Here is a 20531-nt window from a genome sequence, read left to right as displayed (position 1 = left end):
TCCAAGTACCTTCATCGTCTGCCGCGTCGGTGCTGATTGCATGGATCGGCGGGAGGGTCAGGTCGGAAACCCGAAGAGTCGCGCGAAGTCTTGCACGCGCTCCCGTGGCATCCTTGTTTGATTCACCTTGGCTTCCGGGTCTCCATATCCCATAGACATACCGAAGGCGGTCACTTCCTCCGGTGGCATGTGCAGATGCGATGCGATCAGGTCATGGAACGGCGCGAAGGAAACTTGCGGGCATGTGTCGATGCCACGCGCTTTCGCGGCGATCATCAGGTTCTGCGCGAAAAGGCCGATGTCGATCCAGCTGTGCGGCTTCAATCTGCGGTCGATGCTGAAGATGAGACCCACCGGCGCGCCAAAGAACGAGAAGTTCCGCTCGGTCTGGCGCGTGCGCGTCGGGGTGTCGTTGCGATCGATCCCGAGCGAAGCGTAGTAGCGCGCGCCGAAGTCAGTCAGTCTCGCGCGGAACACGTCCGGCAACGGCTCAGGGAAGTGGGCGGGTGCGGGGGCGGTCCCGGCGCGGGAGGCAGCGACCAGGACGTTGGCCAATTCATCCTTGACCGCGCCGCTGACCACATACACCCGCCAGGGCTGGATGTTGGCCCCGCTCGGGGCGGTCGCTGCCTCCTCCAGGATCTCTTGTATGAGTTCGCGACGAAGCGGCTCAGGCCTGAAGGCGCGAACCGCGCGGCGGGACTTTACGACGGTGGCGACGCATCGCGCGACGGCCTCCTGGGACCATTCAATTGCTGTCTGCACCATGGACTACTCCTGCGGCACGTCGTGGTAGGAAATCCGACCGGCGGGCAGGAAGAACAGCGCGATAACGGCGCCACCCTTCGCTTCTGGATAGTGGTGACTCCCCGGCGCCGGGGCGGTCCAGCCTCTGGAACACCAGCCATTCGGCCCATTCAGGGCAGCGCCGGGATCTATCGGAACGACCATGTTGAACTCGCCATAGGGATGCCCGTGGTATTGCCCGCGGAGTCGATGGTCAGGGTGGCCTTGCCTATTGCCGGTGCTATCCATGTACACAGCTGTGATGCTGAAGTGAAGCGTGCGCGTGGAGGGCTCCGCGATGCGGCTGCGGCGGTAGGTTGGGCCCTCGATCTCAACGTTCGCTGCCCAGCCATCCTCCACGCCCTTCCTTACCGAGCGAGACAGGGTCTGGTAGAGCTCGCTGTCGGGCCCGTACTTCTCGTTCAACCAGCGCTCGACCGCGGTGCTAGTGGTCAGGTCCTTCACTTCTTCAAGGAAGGGGATGCAGCGCTCGATCAGCGCTTCTCGATCTTGGATGAGTGTTTCGGCCGTCATGGTGTCGTCTCCTGTCAAATCGCTGGACATCATGATGCGCGAACCATGAATTGAATGGAATTGATGTCTTTGCAATTGCATAATGCATGCTATTCAATTGACGGAGTGACGTCATGAGCATCGGCCGCACGGACCTGAACCTTTTGAAGGTGTTCGAGGCCGTCTACGAGGAGCGCAATCTGATACTGGCGGGCAAGCGCCTCAATCTCACGCAATCGGCGGTTAGCCATGCGCTCCGCAGGCTGCGCGAGCTTGTCGGCGACGAGCTTTTCATGCGCATGGGGAAGGGCATGGTGCCGACCGGCCGTGCAACGGCGATGGCGCCGACCCTGCTTGACTCGCTGCGCCGCATCGAGGATGCCCTCGGCGTGGAGCCGTTTTCTCCCGACAAATCCCGACGGCGATTCGTTATCGCGGCGAACGATCACGTCACTGAAGTGATCGTTGCACCTTTGTCCCGCGAACTACAAAAGGCCGCCCCGGGCGTGGACCTCGTCATCCGGCCGTCTACGCGGCTGGACTTGGCCGAGCAGATCGACCTGGGACGCATCGACCTTGCCATCGGCATCTTTTCCCAGGTTCCACCCCGCCTGAACTCACGAACGCTGATGTCCCAAGGAGAATCCATCTTGATGCGCAAGGGACATCCGGCTGCCCGCCGGAAGCTCACGCTCCTCGACCTGACGAAGTATCCGCTTGTCACCCTATCCGTCGGCGGGCAGGAGGAAGGCGCGGTAGGGGGGTTCATCGTTGAGCGGGGCCTCGCGCGCCAGTCGGAGATGTTCGACCGGCGTGCGTTGGAGGAAGCGCTCCTTGAATCGAAGGAGGTGCCGCGGCTGAGAGTCACCGTCCCGCACGCGCTCGCCATTCCAGCGCTGCTTCGTGATACGCACATGCTGTCCATTGTGCCCGCGTCCCTGGCCATGGCTCTTACAAAGAGCGGAGACCTAGTTCGACGAGATCCGCCGTACCAAGCTGGAACTGAGACCATGCGTGCGGTCTGGCATGGCCGCGACGAGCACGACGTGGGTCACGCGTGGCTGCGCGAGATGATCGCGAAAGCAGCCCGAACCGTTGAAGAGGCGCTCGTGTAGCTTGGCCTGCGCGCCCGAGGATCGCGGGTCGGCTCCCGGCCGATCCGGGCCCGGGCTACCAGGGGCGGCCCGCTAATCTGGCTGGGTGGCGTTCCTTTCCCTGTTCTTGAGAAGAAAGATCATCAAGAAGAGGTAAAAGTGATGCAATATGTACTACACAGAAGCGCTAAGCGAATTTGTGATGCAAGCGTAACTATTAGAATGCGATCCCGGGTGTCACGTCTCACAGTTAGTGGGTTTTGTCTCACAGTTCCTGGGTCCAGTTCTGGCGAACACAGGGACCCGTGCGATCCGAGCCGTGTGAAAAGGCGTACGATCAGGAGGTGATCGAACGCTAGGTTTGTCCGTGCCTGAGCGTGTAACGTCTCCCCAGCCAAGTGGTCCTGCCATGATCCTGTATCACACTGACCCCGATTCCCCAGTCGTCGAGATTTCCGTCGAAGGGAAAATCACTGACCGCGAGCTGCGCGAAGCCATCGAGCGCATGCGAGAGGATCTCGAACTGAACGGCAAGACCCGAGTGCTCGAACGCATCGAGCATTTCACCGGCATCGAGCCAAAGGCGCTGTGGACCGACCTGACGCTCGGCGTTCCCTTGGCCCGCAAAATCACGCGTGCCGCCGTGGTGGCCGACGCGGGATGGATCCACGCCTCGATGCATCTGGCGCGGTTCTTTACGAAGGCCGAAGTCAAGGTGTTCCACGTCAACGAGCTGGATCAGGCGCGCGCCTGGATCAACGCCTGAGTGCCGCCCGGCGAATCTCGTATCGTCCTAGGCCATCGCCGAGTAGGGCCAGCTCGTATTGGCAGTGCGCCGCCTCGAGTGGGTTGAAACCACGCACAAGTCTCGTCTACCGAGATAGTGCCGATCGCGGCGCCAGATGTACAAGCCTCATCATGCATCTTCACAAATTAGCACTGCACGCGATAGGTCGACTGCACTAGGCCGGACGGAAAGTGCCGGCTCGATTCGAGCGCCAGACTGACGTCGCGCGGCAGGGCGCCGAACAATGCTCTGCCTGCACCGATCAACACTGGCACGGTGGTGACCACCAAATCAGCGATCAATCCGTCGCGCAGAAACGACTGAACCAACTGACCGCCATCGACGTACACGCGACGCACGCCTGCAGCCTCCAGTTGCTTCATCGCATCCGTGGGCGTGCTATCCGAGAACCGCACCTTTCCCTGCAGCCTCTCCGGCACTGGCTTGCCGGCCAATTGCCGGGACAGCACCAGAACGGGCTTGTCGTAAGCCCATTCGCCCAGCGTGAGGACTTTTTCGTAGCAGCCTCGGCCCATAACGATCGCGTCCTTGTCGGCGATGAAGGTCGGATAGCCATGGTCTTCTGCCGGCTCATCCCGTTTCAGAAGCCAGTCGATGTCCCCATCGGGTCGGGCGATAAAGCCGTCAAGGCTGGTAGCAATAAAGACGTGTCCAGTGATCATTGTCAATCTATTGTTCTGTCGGATCGCGCTCAAGCTTTAGCCGGCGCCTCGGCCCCGTAGGCGCAGACTCTTCGGTCCCGCCAGACACAATCCATGAAGTTTGCGACGCTCGAATGGCCATTATCGCTGAAGGCAGGCGTTCGCAATGCGTCGCGCTAGGTGCCAAGTTGGAGCGGCCCAATCAGTGGGACATTCCTCGCAGCGCGTTCACGGCGCTCGATACGCCGGATGCCGTGCTTGAGCATCTGTTCGGGCCACTGCGATAGGCCGTTTCGTTGTCGCTTGGTCGTCGACCGCTGCGGAAAGCCTGGCGAGTGTTCAAGAATATTGAAGCTCTTCTCTGCACGCACCGACCGAGTCCCCTGAGGCGACCCGGGCTCGGGGGACTCGGTCGCCTTGGTAACGCGCGCCAATGCAATGTGGCGCGGCGCATGCCGCCCTGTTCCATGCCGAAGGGTGACGATGCGCTTACCGAGACAGCCACCACCAGGCAGCGACGGCTACGGCGGCCTGGCCCGCGGCCACGACCAGGAAAGGCTGCCATGACGCGTCGAACTGGTCTTGCAGCGTGGTGACGGCAGCCATGCGCTGGCAGCAGGTGCGTCCTGCACAGCCAGCCCTGCAAACGGCACCGTCGCTATCACCTCGTCCGCAAAATGCAGGGCCACGCGGCGTGCCAGCCGCGGCTTGAACTCGCCGTCTTCGAGAATGCCACGGAAACGGGCGGTCAATGCTTGCGGCTTGGCAAGCAGGCTGGTCAATGCACCGGGCTTCTGCACTTGCAACGAGGCGACGAAGCGACGAAGCGGCCTAGCGTGGCATCGTAGCAGCGCTCGCCATGGGCGTTCGCGAGCGCACCGAGCACGCGGTCGAGCGCCCGCTGGTGGCCGACCAAGTAATAAGCCACGGGAAAGCCAATCAGGAATGCCACTGCCGCCAGCGTCCAGCCCGTGCCTTCGATGCTGTTGGCCACGAACGCAAATGCAATCATGCTGAGCACCAGCCCAGCAACGCAGCAGCACACGATCTCCCAAAGATAAAGCGAGCCCGCCTTGAGCATGGACTTGCCAAGATCGATTACGCTGCTGGACATGTAGGTCACATTTGTAGTAAGTATTACGCCGGTTTGAACGAGAACTTACGGCCTACCGCCCAAGGGCAACAGTTTGTCCATTCGGTTAGTGGGCTAGAAACGCCCGTACTGCATGCGGTGCAGCTTGGCAACCAGCAGCTTAGTGGACGAGTATAAGGCCGCCGCGACTGCGTAAGGAACAATCAATGCAACCGACTGCCATCACTGCGGTGCACGACACCGCGCTGAACCCCAACATGGAGCCGGCGCTCGGCGTGGCGCTGCCCATGAGTTTCCCGGTCATGCTCGAGCCTGCTCAGCTGACTAACATCGAGAGCCGCTTGGCGGCGTTCAACTTCGCCGCAATGCCTCAGGCTCAAATCGTCACGCTCGGGGCCGAGCCCACGCTCAACCTTAACCGTGTGCTCGACGGCTTCCTAGCCCGCATCAACAAGGCGGATAACCCGCAACTGTTCAAGCTGGTGGACGCGCTCAACGACGCGGTGGCGAAGGAGAAGCTCGGCGAGTTGGCCGACGCCATCCTGAACGCCAAGCCGGGCATCAAGGACCGAATCATCGGCCTGTTCAGCAAGAAGGCGATGCAGCGCGCGATGGACAAGGTCTACGAGGACCTGGCACGCATCGCCAAGCTCAAGTCGAAGACCCTGAGCGACGAGGTCAACGGTATGGAGAACAAGCTCCGTATCGAAATGAACAAGCTCACCGACGAACTGCAAGGGATGGATGGGCAGAAGGCGGAATACCGCAAAAGCTTCGTCGCATTCGCGGAAGAAACGGCCTTCCTGCACAACGCATTGAAGAAGGCGCGAGCCGAAGCACCGGCTCTTCTGGCTGCGGCAGGGCAGGACATTTCCCGGCAGCAGGAGATACATGACAAGCTGCAGTCGCTCGAATCGGTTGCCCTGGCCCGTGAAGCCATGATGACTAAGCTGCCGGCTGAACAACTGGTGATTCGCCAGCTGCAGAATGCAGGCGTGTCGACGCTGCAAGAACTCATCGTCACGATGGGCGACCGTTTCGCAAGCATCCGCATGACGCTGCTGACGATCCATGGCGCACAACTGGTGCAAAACGTCCAGCGTCTTGGCCAGTCCGGCGCGAACCTGGACAAGAACCTTCAGGAAGTGCGCTCCCGGCTGATGCAGAACGTAGTGGCCACGGCCGCTACGGCCCCGGGTAGCAATCGCCTCGATCAGGCCAATAACCTGAAACGCGTCGTTGCCGATACGCAGGCGCTGCAGTCCATCGTGCAGGCCGCTCGCGCCGCGAATCAGGCGAAGTTCGAGGAAGCCCGCAACACAATGTCGCAAGTACGGCAGGACCTGCTGAACCTCGGTAGTCAACTCAATCCCGCGGCTGCGGTCGCACCGCAATCCTTCTAACGCAAAAAAATAGCATGAGCAATCTGGTACTGAATTTGTCGAAGCCGGGCGAAGCCTCACCGAAGCTCTCCCTGAACCTGAACAAGGGCGAGGAGTTCAAGGTGCGCCTGTCGTGGGACGGCAATACCGACCTCGACCTGCACGCGCTGGTGACCGTCAACACCGGCAGCGGCGCGAAGGCGTCGAGCCTCGGCGACATCCTGTCCACCTACAACGTCGAGCGCATGCTCGAAGGTGGCGTGAAGGCCGGCACGCTGCCGCTGGCCGCGGACAAGACGTTCTCGGTGCATGGCGGCGCGCTGGTCCATAGCCCGGATGCGCGCGACGGCAGCCTGGCGGGCGACGACGAGTATGTCACCGTCAAGCCGCGCCTGCTCACGATGCCGGCGGCCGGCCATTTGGAGATCCCCCTGCTCGCGATGATTCACCCGCAGGCGTCTGGCAAGACTTTCAAGCACGTCGAGAACGCGCGCGTCATCATCGAAAACAGTGCGGGCCAGCCCCAGCTCGATGTAGGCCTGTCCAGCCAGTTCGGCGCCTTCGTCGGCGTGCAGATGGGCTCCATCGTGGTGGACGGCAACGGTGCCTCGTTCATCGGTGTCGGCGTGGGATTCAATACCGACTTCAACGGCGTGCTGGGCCACTTCTCCTAAGCAGTCGACGGGAGGCTCTCCATCATGACGTACAAGGTCACGGTGATTGGCGGTGACGCGGTTAGCGCACCGGCCTCGCCTGCCGTGGATGGCGGCCTCCAGACGCGTCCTCAAGTGACCGTTATCCAGCCCACGGCCCTGCCCGGCGTCGCGGCGTCCGCGAAGGTACCCTTGCCGACTGTCATCAGGCCGACCGCACTGCCCTCGAATGGCCAGAGCGCGCCGGTCACCGCCGCATCTTCGCCGGCGCCTACTGCCGTGTCAGCCGTCGCTGTCGAACGGATTCCGGAGGCTGCTGCACCGGTTCATCCGTCTGCGATGGCCGGCAGCGTCCGTCGCGTGGTCTCGGTCACGCTAGAGGAACTGGCGCGCCGCTTTCCTGCCGCGAAGCCTGAGTGTATCGCCCAGGCGCGCGCGGTACTGGCAGGGGTTGCGGCCGACAGCATGGGCTCGGCGGACTGGCTGACCTTCGGGGTGGCCGCGCAGGAGAACGTCAACCCAGTCGTCAAGGACCGGCTGCAGCTGCTCGAGGCGACTGCCCCGAGACAGGTTGCTGCGCTGATGACCCGCTTGCACCGGCTGCTGGCTGAGATTTTGGATGCAATGGCAGGCGGGTTCCTGAAGAAGTCAGCGAACGCAGTCTGGATGCGAAACGAGGCGGAGATTCGCCAGCTCGAGTCTCGGCTCTCGACCGACGGGAAGGCGGTAATGGCGTTGCTGTCTTCGTTCGCGGAACTGGAAGCGCGCTACGTGGCCGCCCAGGACGAGCTGGAAGCGGTCTTCCTCGCCGGCGAGTACCTGCTGGAGGGCCTACGCACGGATGAGGCACTGTTGCTGCAGTCGCGGCTGATGGCCCTTACCACGTCGCAAACCATGGCGCAGGAGAATATTCTCTCCTTGCGTCAGGACGAGACGAGACTCAAAGAACTGGTGCTCCTGGTGCAGGACGGCGTGCTGGTCAAGCTGCCCGCGATGTATGGGCAACTCGCCGGTCTGACCGACAAGCCGAACGAAACACAACGTTACCTGGTGCTGGAAAAACTCAGTGATCTGACGCAATTTATTGAAAGGAAGAATGCATGGCTCTCGTAATGAACCTCGAAAAAGCGACCCAGGCTCTGGTGCTCAACCTACAGAAGGCTGGCGTGGAGAAGCCGCCCGAGCTCGAAGTTGGCGTCGCACTGGACGTGTCGGGCTCGTTTGAAGATGAACATCGTGACGGCGTGACCAATGACCTGCTCACGCGCCTGATTCCTTGGGGCCTCGCCTTTGACCCGGACAAGAAGGTCGACTGTTTTACCTTCTCTGACGGCGCGTCACACGTCGAAGATGTGTGTCCCATCAACGCCGACAACTACCAGGGCTTCGTGAAGAAGCACATTATTGGCAAGGTCAACGGCTGGAACGGCGGCACGGACTACTCCTACGTGCTCGAGCGCATGCTGGCGCATTTCGGCTGGGCGCAAATCGTTGAGAGGGCGAGTGCCATCGGTCGCTTCTTCGGGAAGAAGGACAAGGTAGCGCAGTCCGGTGAGAAGCGCCGCAGTCTTGTGATTGTCATCACTGACGGCGCAAACTCAGATAGGGGCCGCACGCTGGACGTGCTGCGCGCATCTCAGGAACGCAAGGACGAGGTCTACTTCCTATTCATCGGCGTGTCTAACCAGGGTAGTCGCTTCCCATTCCTAGAAGAGCTGGGCGACGAGTTCGATAACACGGGATTTGTTGGCATCGACAATTTGCGTGCATTCGTGGCCCTGTCGGACGACGAGTTGAACACACGCTTCATCAGCGAAGAGCTGATTACCTGGTTAAAGTCCTAAGTCGCGGCACGGCGGCTACGGCCGCCGGCGATGCAGGAAAACCTCGTCGAGACGTAAGCGTCGGCGGAACCCATCTGGCGAGGAGCCGGTGGCGGCGACAGCGGGATCGGCAAGCCTGACGGCGATAGGTCGGAGCCTTGGGCTCAATCCCTTTGACGCGGCGGTCTACGTCTTCTGCAATCGCGTCAAGCATTTCGGCATCCCGCAGTCGGGTCCTCTCGGATCAGAAATTGTATGAGAGCTTGCCTTTGTCCTCCACGATCAGCTTCGTGGCTAGCATCTCATCAATGACACCTGAGATATCCTTGTCCTTCAGCTTCAAGTGCTCCATCGCCTTGAGATGTTTGACCAAGGTCGCGCGCTTGCCCGGCCGTGCAGTCTTCGGTGACCGGCCCAAGATCTCGCGTACCTTGACAGTCGCGGCGAAGGCCGCGCCAAGATCAATTCCATCAGAGGCTTGCACGGAAACACCGTTCTTCGGCTTCGCGGGCGATGGAATTTCCGAAAGCGATTCAACGCGCTTGCAAGGCATGCCGCCGCTGGCGATATGGACAATGAGTGGGTCGTAGCCCTTGTCCTTCGACAGGACGAAGACGGGGCCGCGCTCGCCACGCTCGGCGAGTCGCCCCAGCTCGAAGGCGATGTGGAAATCCAGTGCATTGCGACCGCTGCCACTGGCTCGGATCCATTGTGCCGGCGGCTCAAGCGCCTGGCCTGCGATCACAAGATCCAGAGAAATGGACTTTTGGCTGGCACCGGCGAAGACAATCAGGCGGGCTCCCCCAGGCAGCGCACCCGGTGCGAGCTGCTGGATGTTCTCCATGTCGACGAGAATTATCGGGCCGGGCATCCTTTTATCCGTTTCGTTAGCGTGGGTCGCGCATCACCACAAATCCCGGATCGCAATGATCGCGGCCCGCTTCCGTGGCTTCTTCTTCGGTGCCGAACGTGCCGGCATCGATCAAGTTAGCCGTGTAGCCTACGTCGCCGTCCTTTGGGCAGAGATAGTCGTCTCCGCTGTGGACGATCCAGCCGCGCTGTTTGCTTGTAGTTTTCATCGTCTCCGATCGATTGTTAGGCAGCATGCGGGCTGCCAGCCGGGCCGTGTTGTAGTTGCTCGCTTGGGGCAAGCTGATGTTGACCCCTACGACGGTGTGGAACCGGTGGCTGGCAGTGTAGATGTGAAATGGCTACGCGGCAACCATCGCACGGCCCTCTCCAGTCGCTGAAATTATGAAAACTTGACTCTGTCCGTTATTGGCAAGAATGGGGTAGCTACGTTGAACGTCGGTACTACTGCTGTGCGCGACGTGGCACCCGAACCCATCTGATACCTTTAAGGAGAAACAAATGAAACGTGACCGGAACGTTCGCAAAGGAACGCCAGTGAAAAGTCTTATCGCTCCGCTTCTGATCGGGGCCGCTGTCCAGACGAGCGCTCATACCGGGGAGTGATATTCCGACAACATAGACGCGGCCAAGAAGCGAGCTGCGAAATGCATTGCAATGAAGAGGGCTGACAAGGTGCTAGTGGCATCTGCTGCGCGCTTCGCTCTACTGCAAACACTTCGTTGCGCGATTCGCTACCTGGTATGAATTCACTGACGTGGTCAAAAATCCGTCAACCGTCTCCTGAGCAGTGGGCACGCTCCCCGCTGCCTTGTCTCGATATTGCCAAGTTGACAAAGCCTGGGAATCCGACGGGTGGAAAATTGCCGGTCTTACCTTATAGAAAGCGGATCGACGTATCGGCAAAGCCCTTCCAGCGCCGAATCTTGCCGTCGACGACCGTGAAGACGTGCACCCATTCGGTTTCAACCAACTTACCTTCAGGACGCGCGGTTCCCCGTAAGAAGCCGAGTACAACCACATGCTCGCCTGACTCGATAAACTCTCGCGGTTCGAAAATTTCTGTGTCATCCGCCTGTGCGAGCTGTGCGAAGAAGCTGGCGACTTCGGCTTTGCTGGTGCGTTGCCCGGTGTAGGGAATCTGCGGTGGCCCTACCATCTTCCAGTCGACCTGGTCGGCCACCAGATCGAGGATGGCATTGACGTCGCCGCGGCCATACGCCTCATAGGCTGTTTTCACGACAGAAATCGGGGTTGTCATTATTGTCTCCGGTTGCACACTCCGGCCCTGCGATCGCAGGGGCGGGTGTCTCCAACTTAGAGCGCAATGGTGTCCCATTCAAGGGCCGTGGTGCCGGGTTTGACGTCTGGGTTTGACTGCGGGCGACTCGCAATGTGATCTACGCCTACTGTTTCGTGGACGGTACGTCGCCGGCTGTGCTGGCCCAGCGCCAAAAACAATGCAAGGATGCCGCACGCCCGGCGGTAATTACCTGCTGCGCGCCACGCAGCATGCTAGCGCCAAGGTCAAGGCCTTCTGCACACACTTGACCGCCAGCATAGGCAGCCCGCCTAGCTGGCAGCGTGCGTTGGCGGGAGACGTGGCGCTGGCGTAAGCAGCGGCCGGTGACTGCGTCCGGCCGATGCGCTGTCTTTGCTCAGGAATCGGCCAGCTTCTCGCCGTCGACTTCCACGAGATGGTCCAGGCGCAGGGTTTCGCCAGTATTGAGCGTCAGGTATTCAGCGCCACCGCGGCTGTACACGTCGGTAATGGTCGCGGTGCGCTGCTGTGGCGTGCCATCGGCGTCGCGATAGCGGATCTGCGTGGGCCTGCGCACGGTGGCGAGGTCTTCCAGGCGGTCGTGGAACTCGCAGCTGATCGGGCTGTACCGGGCGGCTGTGCTGGTCATGGCAGTGGATCCTGTGTGCTTGTTCATTCGCTGTCTTTCACCGACTGGATAAGGTTGTTGCGTAGCGACGCAACTGCCTTCTGCATCCGTGCGAACTCGTCCGGGGCCAGGCCGGTCGCGCCAGCGAGGCTGGACTCCAGACGCCGTTCACGCAGCATGCGGCCGGCCTTGGTCAGGCTGACGCGTACCTGGCGCTCGTCTTCGGGGTCGCGCTGCCGCTCCACGTAGCCCATCGCCTCCAGCTTCTTCAGGATCGGCGTCAGGGTGTTCGACTCCAGGAACAGCTTCACGCCCAGGTTGCCGACGGTCTGGTTGTCCTGCTCCCATAGCGCAACGATGGTGATGTATTGCGTATAGGTCAGCCCCAGCTGCTCAAGGATCGGCTTGTAGGCCTTGCCGAAGGCGAGGTTCGCGGAATAGACCGCGAAGCACAGGAAGTCCGAGAGCGTCGGGTTTTCGGTGGGCTTGTGGGTGGATTTCATTTGCTGCCTCGTTGCCCAAACATGGATGGATCGCAAGCGTCGATTATATATCGTATGCGATTGGATCGCAGGTGCTATAACTTTCCGCGGCGGTCACGGCAGCCCAAGGGAAGGGCGCCCGCGACCGGCAGCAAATCGTCCGCACCATCTGGCCTCCGCGGCGCTGTGCGGTCTCAGGCGCGCGCGCCGTCGAGGTAAGGGTCGACCTTGCCGCGGGCTCCGTCGTAATACGGGCTGCGCGTACCGTGTACCGAGCGGGCGCCGTCTGTGTACGGATCGGCTGCGCTGGTGACCGAGCGGGTGCCATCGGTGAAGGGGGCGCGCGCTGAACCGGCGGCTTGCGCGGCGGCAGCGGTCAGCAGGGTGGCGGCGACAACGGCGTAGCGGGCGATGGTGATGATCGTGCTCATGGTAAGCATCCTTGCGTCAGGTGAATTTGTGACGTATGCGATTTAATCGCATACGATCATTTTGCGGTAATGAGAAAGTCGGGGAATTACGACGTAAGGACGTTCAGCGCCACGTCGATATTGCCGCGCGTTGCCTTCGAGTAGGGGCAGATTGCATCGGCCGCGTGGGCCAGTTCCGTCGCGACATCCTGCGGCAGGCCCGGCACGCGCAGATTGAGGCGTGCCTGCAGGAAGTACTCCGCGCCGGTCTGGCCCAGGTCGACTTCGATGTCCACAGCCAGGTCGGACGGCAGCTCAAGCTTCATTTCCCCGGCCACCAGGCCGACCGCAGCGATGTAGCACGCCGACCAGGCGCCCGCGAACAGCTGTTCCGCGGTCGGGTGCGGCTGGATGGCCGGGAACACGTGCGCCGGGGTGGCGCTGTTGCCGGGCGACAGTGCAATGTCCAGCGTGCCGTTGTGGCCGCGCGATGTAACCCCGGCGCTGCTGTGCGTGGTGTGGGTCTTGCCGGTGGCGAGGACTTTTTCGATCTTGCTCATGGAATGGATCTCTGTGGTTGTCGGTTCTATATTGATCGCATACGTTTAGATCGCATGCGATTAAATTCATGATGGAACATGGGTCGCGCCTTGTCAAGGGAAAAAGGCTGGGCGTATCCAATGGCAAAGAATGTGCTTCACGAGGCATACTGGATCGCACTGCGAAGGATCTCGGAATCGAGTACTTCGTTGGCGGCGCTACAGCGAGGATTGTTATTCGATCATGCCGCGATATTTCCGCAGGCGCGTTGTTTTTGTGATGGCAAACGTGCCATATTCTACCGAGATGGCAAGGAGATCTGGACGTGCAGTGCGGCCTACGCCGCAGTGCATTTCGACATCCAGTCGGCTTCAACGCCTCCCGGCGCGGTGCTGTGCCAGTGCACGCCGTAGTAGAGCAGCGCGCCCAATAGCAAGTGCATCAAGAGATGCCAGCAGCAAGCAGCTCGATGTTCCTCGTTCCTGCGCTGACCGATAGGGATAGGCGGCAGTCTTCATGGGCAGTGGCGATGGCGGCGCTGCGGCTTGGCATTTTTAGCAGGCTGGAGCGAGTCTGGGCGTGCACAACGTCCGAGGGCAGCTCCGCGCTCGCGGCCCGGGTCGACTAGACAGGCACGCGCTATGCTGGTGCGGTGTCGGGCACCCGCCTGCATGTCGCGCGCCTCGCCGCTGCCGCGATGCGGCGCGCGTCATCGATGGGCGCCCTTAGGCCTGCGCGGAGTCGGCATCGTTACGGGCGGGACCTTCCATCGGCCGCTCCAGTTTCAGGTAGGAATCGGCGGCGACTAGGCCGAACACTATGTGGGCAATCGCGGTCACCCAGCTCCGGGCCTCGGCAAACCACGGGAAGGCCGCGGTCATCCCATAGAAATTGACCCAATACAAGACGAGACCAAAGACGGCTCCCACCAGCGAGGCCATACCGACGCTCGAATCGAAGTGGAAGGGCGCCATGATCGTGGCCAGGATCAGGCCGAACACGACTGCCAGCGCAAAGTGGACCACCACCGCAGCAACCAGCTCGCCGATCTCAAAGGTAGCAGCCTGCGTGAGCACGTCCGGCCCCAGCATGATGGCTGCGATCATGGTCAGCGGTTTCCAGGCGCTGGCCCCCATCAACATCGCCGCAAGCAGATCGAGCACAAGGAATACCACGAACACCAATCCGGATACGACGCCTGCCAGAGCCGCCGCAGGCCAGTCCGGCCACCGATGCGTGTAGCGATGCGATTGCATGTGAAGTTCCATGACATCCTCTTTTGATATGCGGCCGAAATACGGCCGCTTTCCAAGGTGAAACTTCATTTTATGAGATACATCCGCCTGTACCAAGGCGGCAGGCCGGCGGCGTGACGTGCCTGGTAGAAGGCGGGCACAGGGAGTGGCGCTTGGGAGTCTGGAGGACGGCTTGCTTCCTCCTTGCGAACCCTTGATGCGGGATGCCGCGGCCTGCGGCTGGTTTTGTCGCAGTAAGGAGCGTGGCCAGAGCGGCGCCGGGGGGCAACGGAAATCATGCGGCGAGCGCGTAAATCTGGTCCGCTGCGGACGAGCGGCTTGCCTGCCACGGCCCTTGTGATAGCGGGCACATCCCCTTCTCGCAGAAAATGGGCCGTGAACTTCCGGCCTAAACTTCCTTCGTGTCGAATATGAGCATGTCAACGCCGGCCTGGGCAAAATTGGCCACGTCAGCTGCTGCTGCGGCGCCCTCAGGCGAAGCCATTGCCTGCTGGAGCGCCGCCAGCGAATCGAAGCTCAGCACCGCAACCAGGTGAAATGGCGAATCGCCGGCCGGGCTTGCAACCGGGCCGCTGCTGACCTCATAGCGTCGCAGGCCGGTGATCTTCTTGGCGATCGGAACATGGGTCGAGAAGTAATATGAATCGAACGCCGCCGTGTTCGCAGGCTTCTTGTATAGCACCACTAGCTTTGCCATCGTGGTTTCTCCAAACGTGAGTTAGATAGAGCCTGAGCATCAAGCGCACCGGACGATACGTGTCCTGACAGAAATGGGGTTCACACGCTATAGGAAAGCTACACCATCGGCGCGAGGAGCTGGGAGCGTGCACCGAACGGCCACAATAGACTTCTTTATTGCCGGCATCAAGTCAGAGATGTGCGGCAATGCCGCAGAGTGAAGCAACGCCAGAGTATCGAAAGGTGGTTGACGCGAGCACGTGGTGTCAATCTGAATCGGCAGCCCATCTCCAAGGAGCGAGTCCTGGTCGACGCCCGGCGCAGCCACCTTTACCGCCTGGCCTGCGCCGTTCATGTCGGCTTTGTCCGCATGACGGGGCGCACCCTCGATGCCTGCAAGCAGGTGCCCCGATTCCTCTGGGCCTATGTTGGCGCGCAGATCGGCGTGACCCCGCCGGATATGGGCACGCTGGGCGCACTCTATGACGGCCGCACCGATACCTTGGTGGACCATCAGATGCAGGCCTACCAAGCCCTCGAGTTGAGCCCGACGGCGGAGCGTCAGCGTCGTTACGTGACGCTCTGGCTCAAGGGAGAAGGTGAAGAACGTGGCGAGTTCGAACTCACGGAGTTCGCGCGGAATCTGCCGCATGCCGGTATATGCCAGTTGCCAGTGGTCCATCGCGCTTACTCCCGAGCGTGAGACGGACTGCCGAGACTAGCGGCAATGGGACGCGCTCAAGCAAATCGCGGCCGAGGCCGTGCAGTCGATCTGGCAGGCCGCCAACGAGGCCGCTAGCGGTGCCAAGCGCCGGGCGCCAGTGACGCGCACCAAGTTCAAGCCCGGGCCGGCCTGAGGGGGGCGCCGGAAGTGTCAGACGGCATTCCACCGCACGAGGGGACAAGCCTGTGGACAAACTAGCGCAAAAGGGACGCGTTCATATAGATTGATTGCCCCTTGACAAAGTAACAGACCTGTTCCTAGTATTATAGTTACGTACAGGTCCGTAACTTTACAGGAAGATGGCGATGCGTGCGATCGAGGCGGAGACTTTCTCAGGCTGTCCCAGGACATCGTCAATGTCGAAGCCGGCGCCATCGCCCGCGGCCACCCGATCGGGGCAACAGAGGCCGTGCTCACCACCCGCCTCATTCATTCGATGTGCCGTGATGGTTTCGAACGGGGCATCGTCACCTTGTGCATCGGCGGCGTTGAAGACATCCCGCTCGCGCTCGAAACTTGCGTAAAGCTGGGGCTGAATCATGAATCGGTTGAGCGAGCGCTATCTAGAAGATTTTGCAGTGGGGCAGACGTTCGGTTCAGGGCGGCTGCGCATCGACAAGGAACGGGTCCTCGCGTTCGCTGCCGAATTCGATCCACAGCCCTTCCACCTCGATGAGGCGGCGGCGCGCCGCTCGATTTTCGGTGGACTGGCTGCCAGCGGCTGGCACACCGCTGCCGTGACGATGCGGTTGATGATTGAGACCGAACTCAAGCCGGCTGGCGGCTTCGTCGGCGCTGGCCTCGACGAGTGCCGCTGGCCCCGGCCAGTGCGCCCCGGTGACGAGTTGCGCGTCGAGTGCGAGGTGATCGAGGTGCGACCGTCAACGTCGCGTCCAGAGCAGGGCCTGATCAAGCTCCGAACGACCACCCTGAACCAGGACGACGAGGCCGTGCTGGTGCATGTCGTGAACATGGTCGTGCTGCGCCGGAAACAACATTCGTGTTGATACCGCAAAGCGGGATTGCCGGAGAAGAATGCCGTGTCGCCACAAGCAACAACCGCCTTGGGATAGAGGTGAATATGTGCATCGGTTTCATCGGCTTAGGTGTCATGGGACAGCCAATGGCGCTCAATCTGGCCCGCGCAGGCACGCAACTCATTGTCTGGAATCGCTCCGCTGACAAGAGCGAGTCTTTGCGAGCGGCGGGCGCAATCGTCGCGACGAACCCTGACGAGATATTTAAACGCACCCGCGTGGTATTCCTGATGCTGACCGATGGCGACGCAATCGACGCCGTCCTCGCCCGCGGCACGCCGCAGTTCAGCGCGAACATTGTGCACCACACGATCGTCCACATGGGGACCACCTCGCCCGACTACTCGCGCGGACTCGAAGCCGACATTCGCAACGCCGGTGGCAGCTATGTGGAAGCGCCCGTCTCGGGCTCGCGCAAGCCCGCCGAGGCGGGCCACCTCGTGGCGATGCTAGCGGGTGAAGACGCGGCCGTCGAAAGCGTCCGCTCCTTGCTCGAGCCAATGTGCCATCAGACGATCGTGTGCGGCCCGGTTCCGAGCGGGCTCCTGATGAAGCTTGCGGTGAACCTGTTTCTCATCACCACGGTCGCCGGCCTTGCGGAAGCGGCTCATTTTGCCGAGCGGCATGGCCTGGACATGCAGCAGTTTCGCGCCATCGTGGACGCCGGTCAGATGGCGAGCGGCATCTCACGCGTGAAAATTCTTAAGCTGGTGATGCGTGACTTCGATGTCCAGGGGTCGATCACCAATGTGCTGAAGGACAATCGATTGATTGCGGAAGCGGCCAGAGAAGCCGGGGTCGCGTCGCCGCTATTGGATGTCTGCTATGCGCTATTCGGTGAGACGCTGGCGCTGGGGCACGGCCAGTCCGACATGGCGGCCGTCGTCCACGCACTCGAGGCAAGAACCGAATCCGGCAAATGATCGAGTTCGCGTTCCGCCAGCGGGTGGCAGGCTTCGACAGTCGTCTCGAACAATTCTCTTGGCGAATGCTACGCCCCGCATGTGGCAATCGACGGGGCGGGCAATGCCATCGCGGTCTGGCAGGAGCAGAACGGGGTTGGCGCCTACGGCGGTGCGAACCGCTACGCGGCTGGCACGGGCTGGGGCCTGCCGGGGAAGTTCAGCGGCACGGTGCCGGGAGACGTCTATGCGCCCCGCGTGGCCGTGGGTGCGGACGGCAACGCCACGGCCAGCTGGTATCAGTGGGAAGCCTCCGGCATCAACTTCAGGACCAATCGCTACCTGACCGGCAGCGGCTGGGATGTGCCCCCAACCTGCTCAGCGCGACACGACTCTGTGCAGCCGCGGTATCTGCCGGTGGCCAATCGGTTTGCGGGCTACAGCCTGTTCGTCTTGCGCAAGAACGTGGACCCCAAGGGTAGCAGCCTAGGATGCGCTGTTGCCATCGCCGACCATCCGCTCGCGCTCGGAAGACGCCCCTCGCTGCATCATGCGGAGGCAATCCCCGGCGAGAACCGACCGTTGGCCGACGCGGAGCGCGGAATCTACTGTAAGCAGCCGGGGAACCCGTATTGACAGGGCTATGCTGCAGAGGCTGCGGGAGTCCAGCGATGCGGCAGGAGCTCGGCGATGTCACCCGCCTTCTGGGTCGATAGCCGCGTGAGTACGTCCTTCAGGCACGCATAAGGACCATGCCCGTTGAGCTTGGCGGACTGGATCAAGCTCATGATGGCGGCCGCACGTTGGCCGGCACGCAGCGACCCCGCGAACAGCCAATTGGAGCGATTATGCCGAGTTCGGCAATCGTGAAAATCCGCCGTGCCTCCACTAAACGGCTCATTTAAATAGAAAATCAATCGTCCGCTCCCGCCAGCTTGCCGAATCGCCACCAGGGGCAACTGGCGAACAACCGGAGACCGCCGGGCCTTGCGGCGCGGGCGCTCGGCCTGATTCGGGACAGCTATGCGGGCTTTGGCTCGATCCCGGCTTGCGAGAAGCTGCGAGCTCCATTGCGTCGGGCTGGCTAAGGAGACGGGTAGAATTGGAATCCATCGCCCGTACAATGGATCGCCAAATAGCTTCGGTGCTACAGGCTATGTCATCAGCGCGCCAAACCACTGCATGAGACGAACAATGCATCCATCAAGCAATCCCCGGAGTGATACGCACAGCAAAGTCATCGGTTATCTGTTGTGGATCTTCGGCTTTACCGGTTCCCATCGCTTTTACTACGGCAAGCCGGTGACCGGGACGATCTGGTTTTTCACGTTGGGCCTGCTGGGGATCGGCTGGCTCATCGACCTGTTCCTGATCCCCGGCATGGACCGGGAAGCGGACTACCGGTTTGCTCCCGGCAAGTACGATTACAACGTAGCGTGGATCCTTCTGACCTTCCTCGGCATCTTCGGTGTGCACCGGATGTATATCGGCAAATGGATCAGTGGCCTGATCTACCTGTTGAGCGGCGGCCTGTTCCTGATCGGCGTGCTGTATGACTTCTGGACGCTGAATGAACAGGTGTCCGGGAGGAACAGGATATATCCCTAACGGGAGCGACGCTCGCGCGCAACTCTGCCCGGGGCGTTTTCGCCTGCTGCAGGGCGTGCCGAAGCGGTCCGCCAGCTCTCCACGCCGCCGCGCAGGTACGTCACGAGGAGGGCAACTGCCAGGTAGAGGCGCTCCAGCATTCAAGCAGCGAGGGCGGCCACATTCTCCCGCCGGCAATGATTCTCACAGCAGCCACCACCTAGAACAACCCTGAAGTCCAACGCTCCCACCAGACGGCACAACGCGGGATCCTGCGCCGCCCCAAATCTATTCACCTACGCTATGTCGATCGAAATCGAACGCGCGCAAGCGATCACCTGGATCCGCATCCAGATGGCCCAGCACGGCCTTACCCTAGCTGACTTGCAGGCCGCCGGCTGCTTTGCCGAGCCCCCGCCGCTACTGCCTGGGGCAGTGCGCTATCGCAACGCGCAGGGGCAGGGCTGGGACGGTCGCGGCGCCATGCCGGACTGGCTGCAGCGAGCGATCCATGCCGGGCAGACGGTGGAACATTTCCGGGTGGGTACTACAAGACAATAGCCACGCCGCTGGCGCAGAGGGGGGGCTTGCATCGACGCCGGAGTTATAGTGCCTTCGCACCCGCGCTGGCCGTGGAACCCTCGGGGTTTCCACAGTGCGGGGGCGCCTGCCGTTCATACCTTGGCGTGGGTGGCGGCCCATTGCGACGGGTTGACGTCGATGCTCAGCGGGCCGAAGCCGGAGCCGATCACGCCAACGTTGTTGAGCGTGTTCACGTTGATGCTTTGCAGCTGGGCGATGTTCTGGTTGACGTTGACATTGACGTTGGCCACGGGGCCCAGTCCTTGCAACCAGGAATTGCCGCCGCGTACCGCGGTCATGGACTTGCCGTCGAGTTCTTGGGTCAGGGCGAGGTCGCGCACGATGATGGATGGCATGTTGGTTCTCCTTGGCTTCACTGGATGACTTGAAATGCTCTTGATTGGCTGATTGCCAGTGGAGGTGGCGGGGCCACCTCCACATCTACCGGGCCGTTCAACGATAGATGTTGTTTTGGGCGTTCTGGGTCGAGGTGACATGCGACTTGATGTCGTCCGCGAAGGCCGTGTTGTTGCCGTTCATGTTGACGACGTTCTGCGTCTGGCCGATCAGCTGCGAGGCGTTGAAGGTCGAGTCGATCTTGACCGCGCTGAACACGGGCAGGAAGGGCACGAAGCCGCCGCGCACGGCGCGCATGGCGCGGGCGTCGAGTTCTTCGGTGACGGACAGGTCTTTGATGGCGAGGGTGGTAGTCATGGCGGTTCTCCGGGTATTCAGTAGTTTGCGATTTCAGCTTGCGCAGTGGGAAGGGCCCGCGGCTTAG

At 61.4% G+C, this 20531-nt stretch carries 27 protein-coding genes and 3 pseudogenes; 13 read left to right on the top strand and 17 right to left on the bottom strand.

Features of this window, described 5'->3' with window-relative positions; all coding sequences use genetic code 11:
* Positions 1–57: 57 nt before the first annotated feature.
* Positions 58–768 (bottom strand): nitroreductase, encoded by a 711-nt coding sequence (locus tag ACYP5B_RS26850; protein WP_400098967.1) that lies wholly within the window; start codon positions 766–768, stop codon positions 58–60.
* Positions 769–771: 3 nt separating this feature from the next.
* Entirely contained in the window at positions 772–1320 is a 549-nt protein-coding gene (locus tag ACYP5B_RS26845) for a 4-hydroxylaminobenzoate lyase (RefSeq protein WP_400098965.1), read from the bottom strand.
* Positions 1321–1433: 113 nt separating this feature from the next.
* Here ACYP5B_RS26845 and ACYP5B_RS26840 point away from each other — a divergent pair, with 113 nt between their 5' ends.
* Together ACYP5B_RS26840 and ACYP5B_RS26835 are read left to right on the top strand one after the other, a co-directional pair.
* A complete protein-coding gene (locus tag ACYP5B_RS26840) occupies positions 1434–2414 on the top strand; it encodes a LysR family transcriptional regulator (protein WP_459571704.1) in 981 nt (326 codons plus the stop codon).
* Between the two features lie 388 nt (positions 2415–2802).
* Positions 2803–3159, top strand: a complete 357-nt coding sequence (locus ACYP5B_RS26835; RefSeq protein WP_400098963.1) for a SpoIIAA family protein — start codon at positions 2803–2805, stop codon at positions 3157–3159.
* 167 nt (positions 3160–3326) lie between these two features.
* Here the strand turns inward: ACYP5B_RS26835 and ACYP5B_RS26830 are convergent, their stop codons facing one another.
* The 3 genes from ACYP5B_RS26830 to ACYP5B_RS26820 form a co-directional block, all read right to left on the bottom strand.
* Positions 3327–3863, bottom strand: a complete 537-nt coding sequence (locus ACYP5B_RS26830; RefSeq protein WP_400098961.1) for a dihydrofolate reductase family protein — start codon at positions 3861–3863, stop codon at positions 3327–3329.
* A gap of 500 nt (positions 3864–4363) precedes the next feature.
* On the bottom strand, positions 4364–4624 hold the full coding sequence (locus ACYP5B_RS26825) for a hypothetical protein (RefSeq protein ID WP_400098959.1): 261 nt from the start codon (positions 4622–4624) through the stop codon (positions 4364–4366).
* On the bottom strand, positions 4621–4956 hold the full coding sequence (locus ACYP5B_RS26820) for a hypothetical protein (protein ID WP_400098957.1): 336 nt from the start codon (positions 4954–4956) through the stop codon (positions 4621–4623). The genes ACYP5B_RS26825 and ACYP5B_RS26820 overlap by 4 nt, the downstream gene beginning before the upstream one ends.
* Positions 4957–5141: 185 nt before the next feature.
* Between ACYP5B_RS26820 and ACYP5B_RS26815 the strand changes: the two genes are divergently transcribed.
* The 4 genes from ACYP5B_RS26815 to ACYP5B_RS26800 are packed head-to-tail and all read left to right on the top strand — an operon-like array spanning position 5142 to position 8814.
* Positions 5142–6338: a coiled-coil domain-containing protein gene (locus ACYP5B_RS26815; protein WP_400098956.1), complete on the top strand. Its 1197-nt coding sequence runs from the start codon at positions 5142–5144 to the stop codon at positions 6336–6338.
* A 14-nt stretch (positions 6339–6352) separates the two neighbouring features.
* The gene (locus tag ACYP5B_RS26810; protein ID WP_400098954.1) at positions 6353–6991 is read left to right on the top strand and encodes a TerD family protein; all 639 of its coding nucleotides are present in this window, start codon (positions 6353–6355) and stop codon (positions 6989–6991) included.
* A gap of 24 nt (positions 6992–7015) precedes the next feature.
* Positions 7016–8083 carry a hypothetical protein gene (locus tag ACYP5B_RS26805; RefSeq protein ID WP_459571703.1) on the top strand — a complete coding sequence of 356 codons (1068 nt, stop codon included), beginning with the start codon at positions 7016–7018 and terminating at the stop codon, positions 8081–8083.
* Positions 8083–8814 carry a VWA domain-containing protein gene (locus ACYP5B_RS26800; RefSeq protein WP_459571701.1) on the top strand — a complete coding sequence of 244 codons (732 nt, stop codon included), beginning with the start codon at positions 8083–8085 and terminating at the stop codon, positions 8812–8814. Before ACYP5B_RS26805 ends, ACYP5B_RS26800 begins: the two co-directional genes overlap by 1 nt.
* A 223-nt stretch (positions 8815–9037) precedes the next feature.
* On the opposite strand, the gene ACYP5B_RS26795 is transcribed toward ACYP5B_RS26800, so the two are convergent.
* From ACYP5B_RS26795 to ACYP5B_RS26755, 9 genes are all read right to left on the bottom strand, one after another.
* On the bottom strand, positions 9038–9664 hold the full coding sequence (locus ACYP5B_RS26795) for a PIN domain-containing protein (RefSeq protein ID WP_400098948.1): 627 nt from the start codon (positions 9662–9664) through the stop codon (positions 9038–9040).
* Positions 9665–9680: 16 nt separating this feature from the next.
* On the bottom strand, positions 9681–9872 hold the full coding sequence (locus ACYP5B_RS26790; protein ID WP_459571700.1) for a hypothetical protein: 192 nt from the start codon (positions 9870–9872) through the stop codon (positions 9681–9683).
* A gap of 668 nt (positions 9873–10540) precedes the next feature.
* Positions 10541–10924 (bottom strand): nuclear transport factor 2 family protein, encoded by a 384-nt coding sequence (locus ACYP5B_RS26785; protein ID WP_400098944.1) that lies wholly within the window; start codon positions 10922–10924, stop codon positions 10541–10543.
* Between the two features lie 397 nt (positions 10925–11321).
* Positions 11322–11573 (bottom strand): hypothetical protein, encoded by a 252-nt coding sequence (locus ACYP5B_RS26780; protein ID WP_459571699.1) that lies wholly within the window; start codon positions 11571–11573, stop codon positions 11322–11324.
* Between the two features lie 23 nt (positions 11574–11596).
* A complete protein-coding gene (locus ACYP5B_RS26775) occupies positions 11597–12055 on the bottom strand; it encodes a MarR family winged helix-turn-helix transcriptional regulator (RefSeq protein WP_400098941.1) in 459 nt (152 codons plus the stop codon).
* Between the two features lie 173 nt (positions 12056–12228).
* Positions 12229–12465, bottom strand: a complete 237-nt coding sequence (locus tag ACYP5B_RS26770; RefSeq protein WP_400098939.1) for a hypothetical protein — start codon at positions 12463–12465, stop codon at positions 12229–12231.
* A gap of 86 nt (positions 12466–12551) precedes the next feature.
* Positions 12552–13004 carry an Ohr family peroxiredoxin gene (locus ACYP5B_RS26765; RefSeq protein WP_400098937.1) on the bottom strand — a complete coding sequence of 151 codons (453 nt, stop codon included), beginning with the start codon at positions 13002–13004 and terminating at the stop codon, positions 12552–12554.
* 705 nt (positions 13005–13709) lie between these two features.
* A complete protein-coding gene (locus ACYP5B_RS26760) occupies positions 13710–14252 on the bottom strand; it encodes a hypothetical protein (protein ID WP_318232507.1) in 543 nt (180 codons plus the stop codon).
* Between the two features lie 376 nt (positions 14253–14628).
* Complete coding sequence (locus tag ACYP5B_RS26755; RefSeq protein ID WP_400098935.1) at positions 14629–14937, bottom strand: EthD family reductase; 309 nt, start codon at positions 14935–14937, stop codon at positions 14629–14631.
* A 273-nt stretch (positions 14938–15210) separates the two neighbouring features.
* Here ACYP5B_RS26755 and ACYP5B_RS26750 point away from each other — a divergent pair.
* The 5 genes and pseudogenes from ACYP5B_RS26750 to ACYP5B_RS26730 form a co-directional block, all read left to right on the top strand.
* Positions 15211–15510, top strand: a pseudogene (locus ACYP5B_RS26750) (DUF4158 domain-containing protein); the annotation flags it as partial.
* A gap of 463 nt (positions 15511–15973) precedes the next feature.
* Positions 15974–16156, top strand: a pseudogene (locus ACYP5B_RS26745) (acetyl-CoA C-acyltransferase); the annotation flags it as partial.
* A gap of 25 nt (positions 16157–16181) precedes the next feature.
* Positions 16182–16649 carry a MaoC family dehydratase gene (locus tag ACYP5B_RS26740; protein WP_400098934.1) on the top strand — a complete coding sequence of 156 codons (468 nt, stop codon included), beginning with the start codon at positions 16182–16184 and terminating at the stop codon, positions 16647–16649.
* A gap of 74 nt (positions 16650–16723) precedes the next feature.
* The gene (locus tag ACYP5B_RS26735; RefSeq protein WP_459571740.1) at positions 16724–17602 is read left to right on the top strand and encodes an NAD(P)-dependent oxidoreductase; all 879 of its coding nucleotides are present in this window, start codon (positions 16724–16726) and stop codon (positions 17600–17602) included.
* A gap of 81 nt (positions 17603–17683) precedes the next feature.
* Positions 17684–18217: a hypothetical protein gene (locus ACYP5B_RS26730; RefSeq protein ID WP_400098932.1), complete on the top strand. Its 534-nt coding sequence runs from the start codon at positions 17684–17686 to the stop codon at positions 18215–18217.
* A gap of 5 nt (positions 18218–18222) precedes the next feature.
* Here ACYP5B_RS26730 and ACYP5B_RS26725 read toward each other — a convergent pair.
* Positions 18223–18426: pseudogene (locus ACYP5B_RS26725) on the bottom strand (transposase domain-containing protein); the annotation flags it as partial.
* Positions 18427–18775: 349 nt separating this feature from the next.
* Here ACYP5B_RS26725 and ACYP5B_RS26720 point away from each other — a divergent pair.
* A complete protein-coding gene (locus ACYP5B_RS26720) occupies positions 18776–19189 on the top strand; it encodes an NINE protein (protein WP_400098928.1) in 414 nt (137 codons plus the stop codon).
* Positions 19190–19471: 282 nt separating this feature from the next.
* Entirely contained in the window at positions 19472–19729 is a 258-nt protein-coding gene (locus tag ACYP5B_RS26715; protein ID WP_400098926.1) for an H-NS histone family protein, read from the top strand.
* 113 nt (positions 19730–19842) lie between these two features.
* Here the strand turns inward: ACYP5B_RS26715 and ACYP5B_RS26710 are convergent, their stop codons facing one another.
* The gene (locus ACYP5B_RS26710; protein ID WP_400098925.1) at positions 19843–20106 is read right to left on the bottom strand and encodes a hypothetical protein; all 264 of its coding nucleotides are present in this window, start codon (positions 20104–20106) and stop codon (positions 19843–19845) included.
* A gap of 97 nt (positions 20107–20203) precedes the next feature.
* Positions 20204–20464, bottom strand: coding sequence for a hypothetical protein (locus ACYP5B_RS26705; protein WP_400098923.1), 261 nt, complete (start codon positions 20462–20464; stop codon positions 20204–20206).
* Positions 20465–20531: the final 67 nt, after the last annotated feature.

It is taken from the genome of Cupriavidus sp. 8B, from assembly GCF_054589115.1.
The sequence above is the reverse complement of the archived record's forward strand: the minus strand, read 5'-3'. Positions and strand labels throughout refer to the sequence as shown.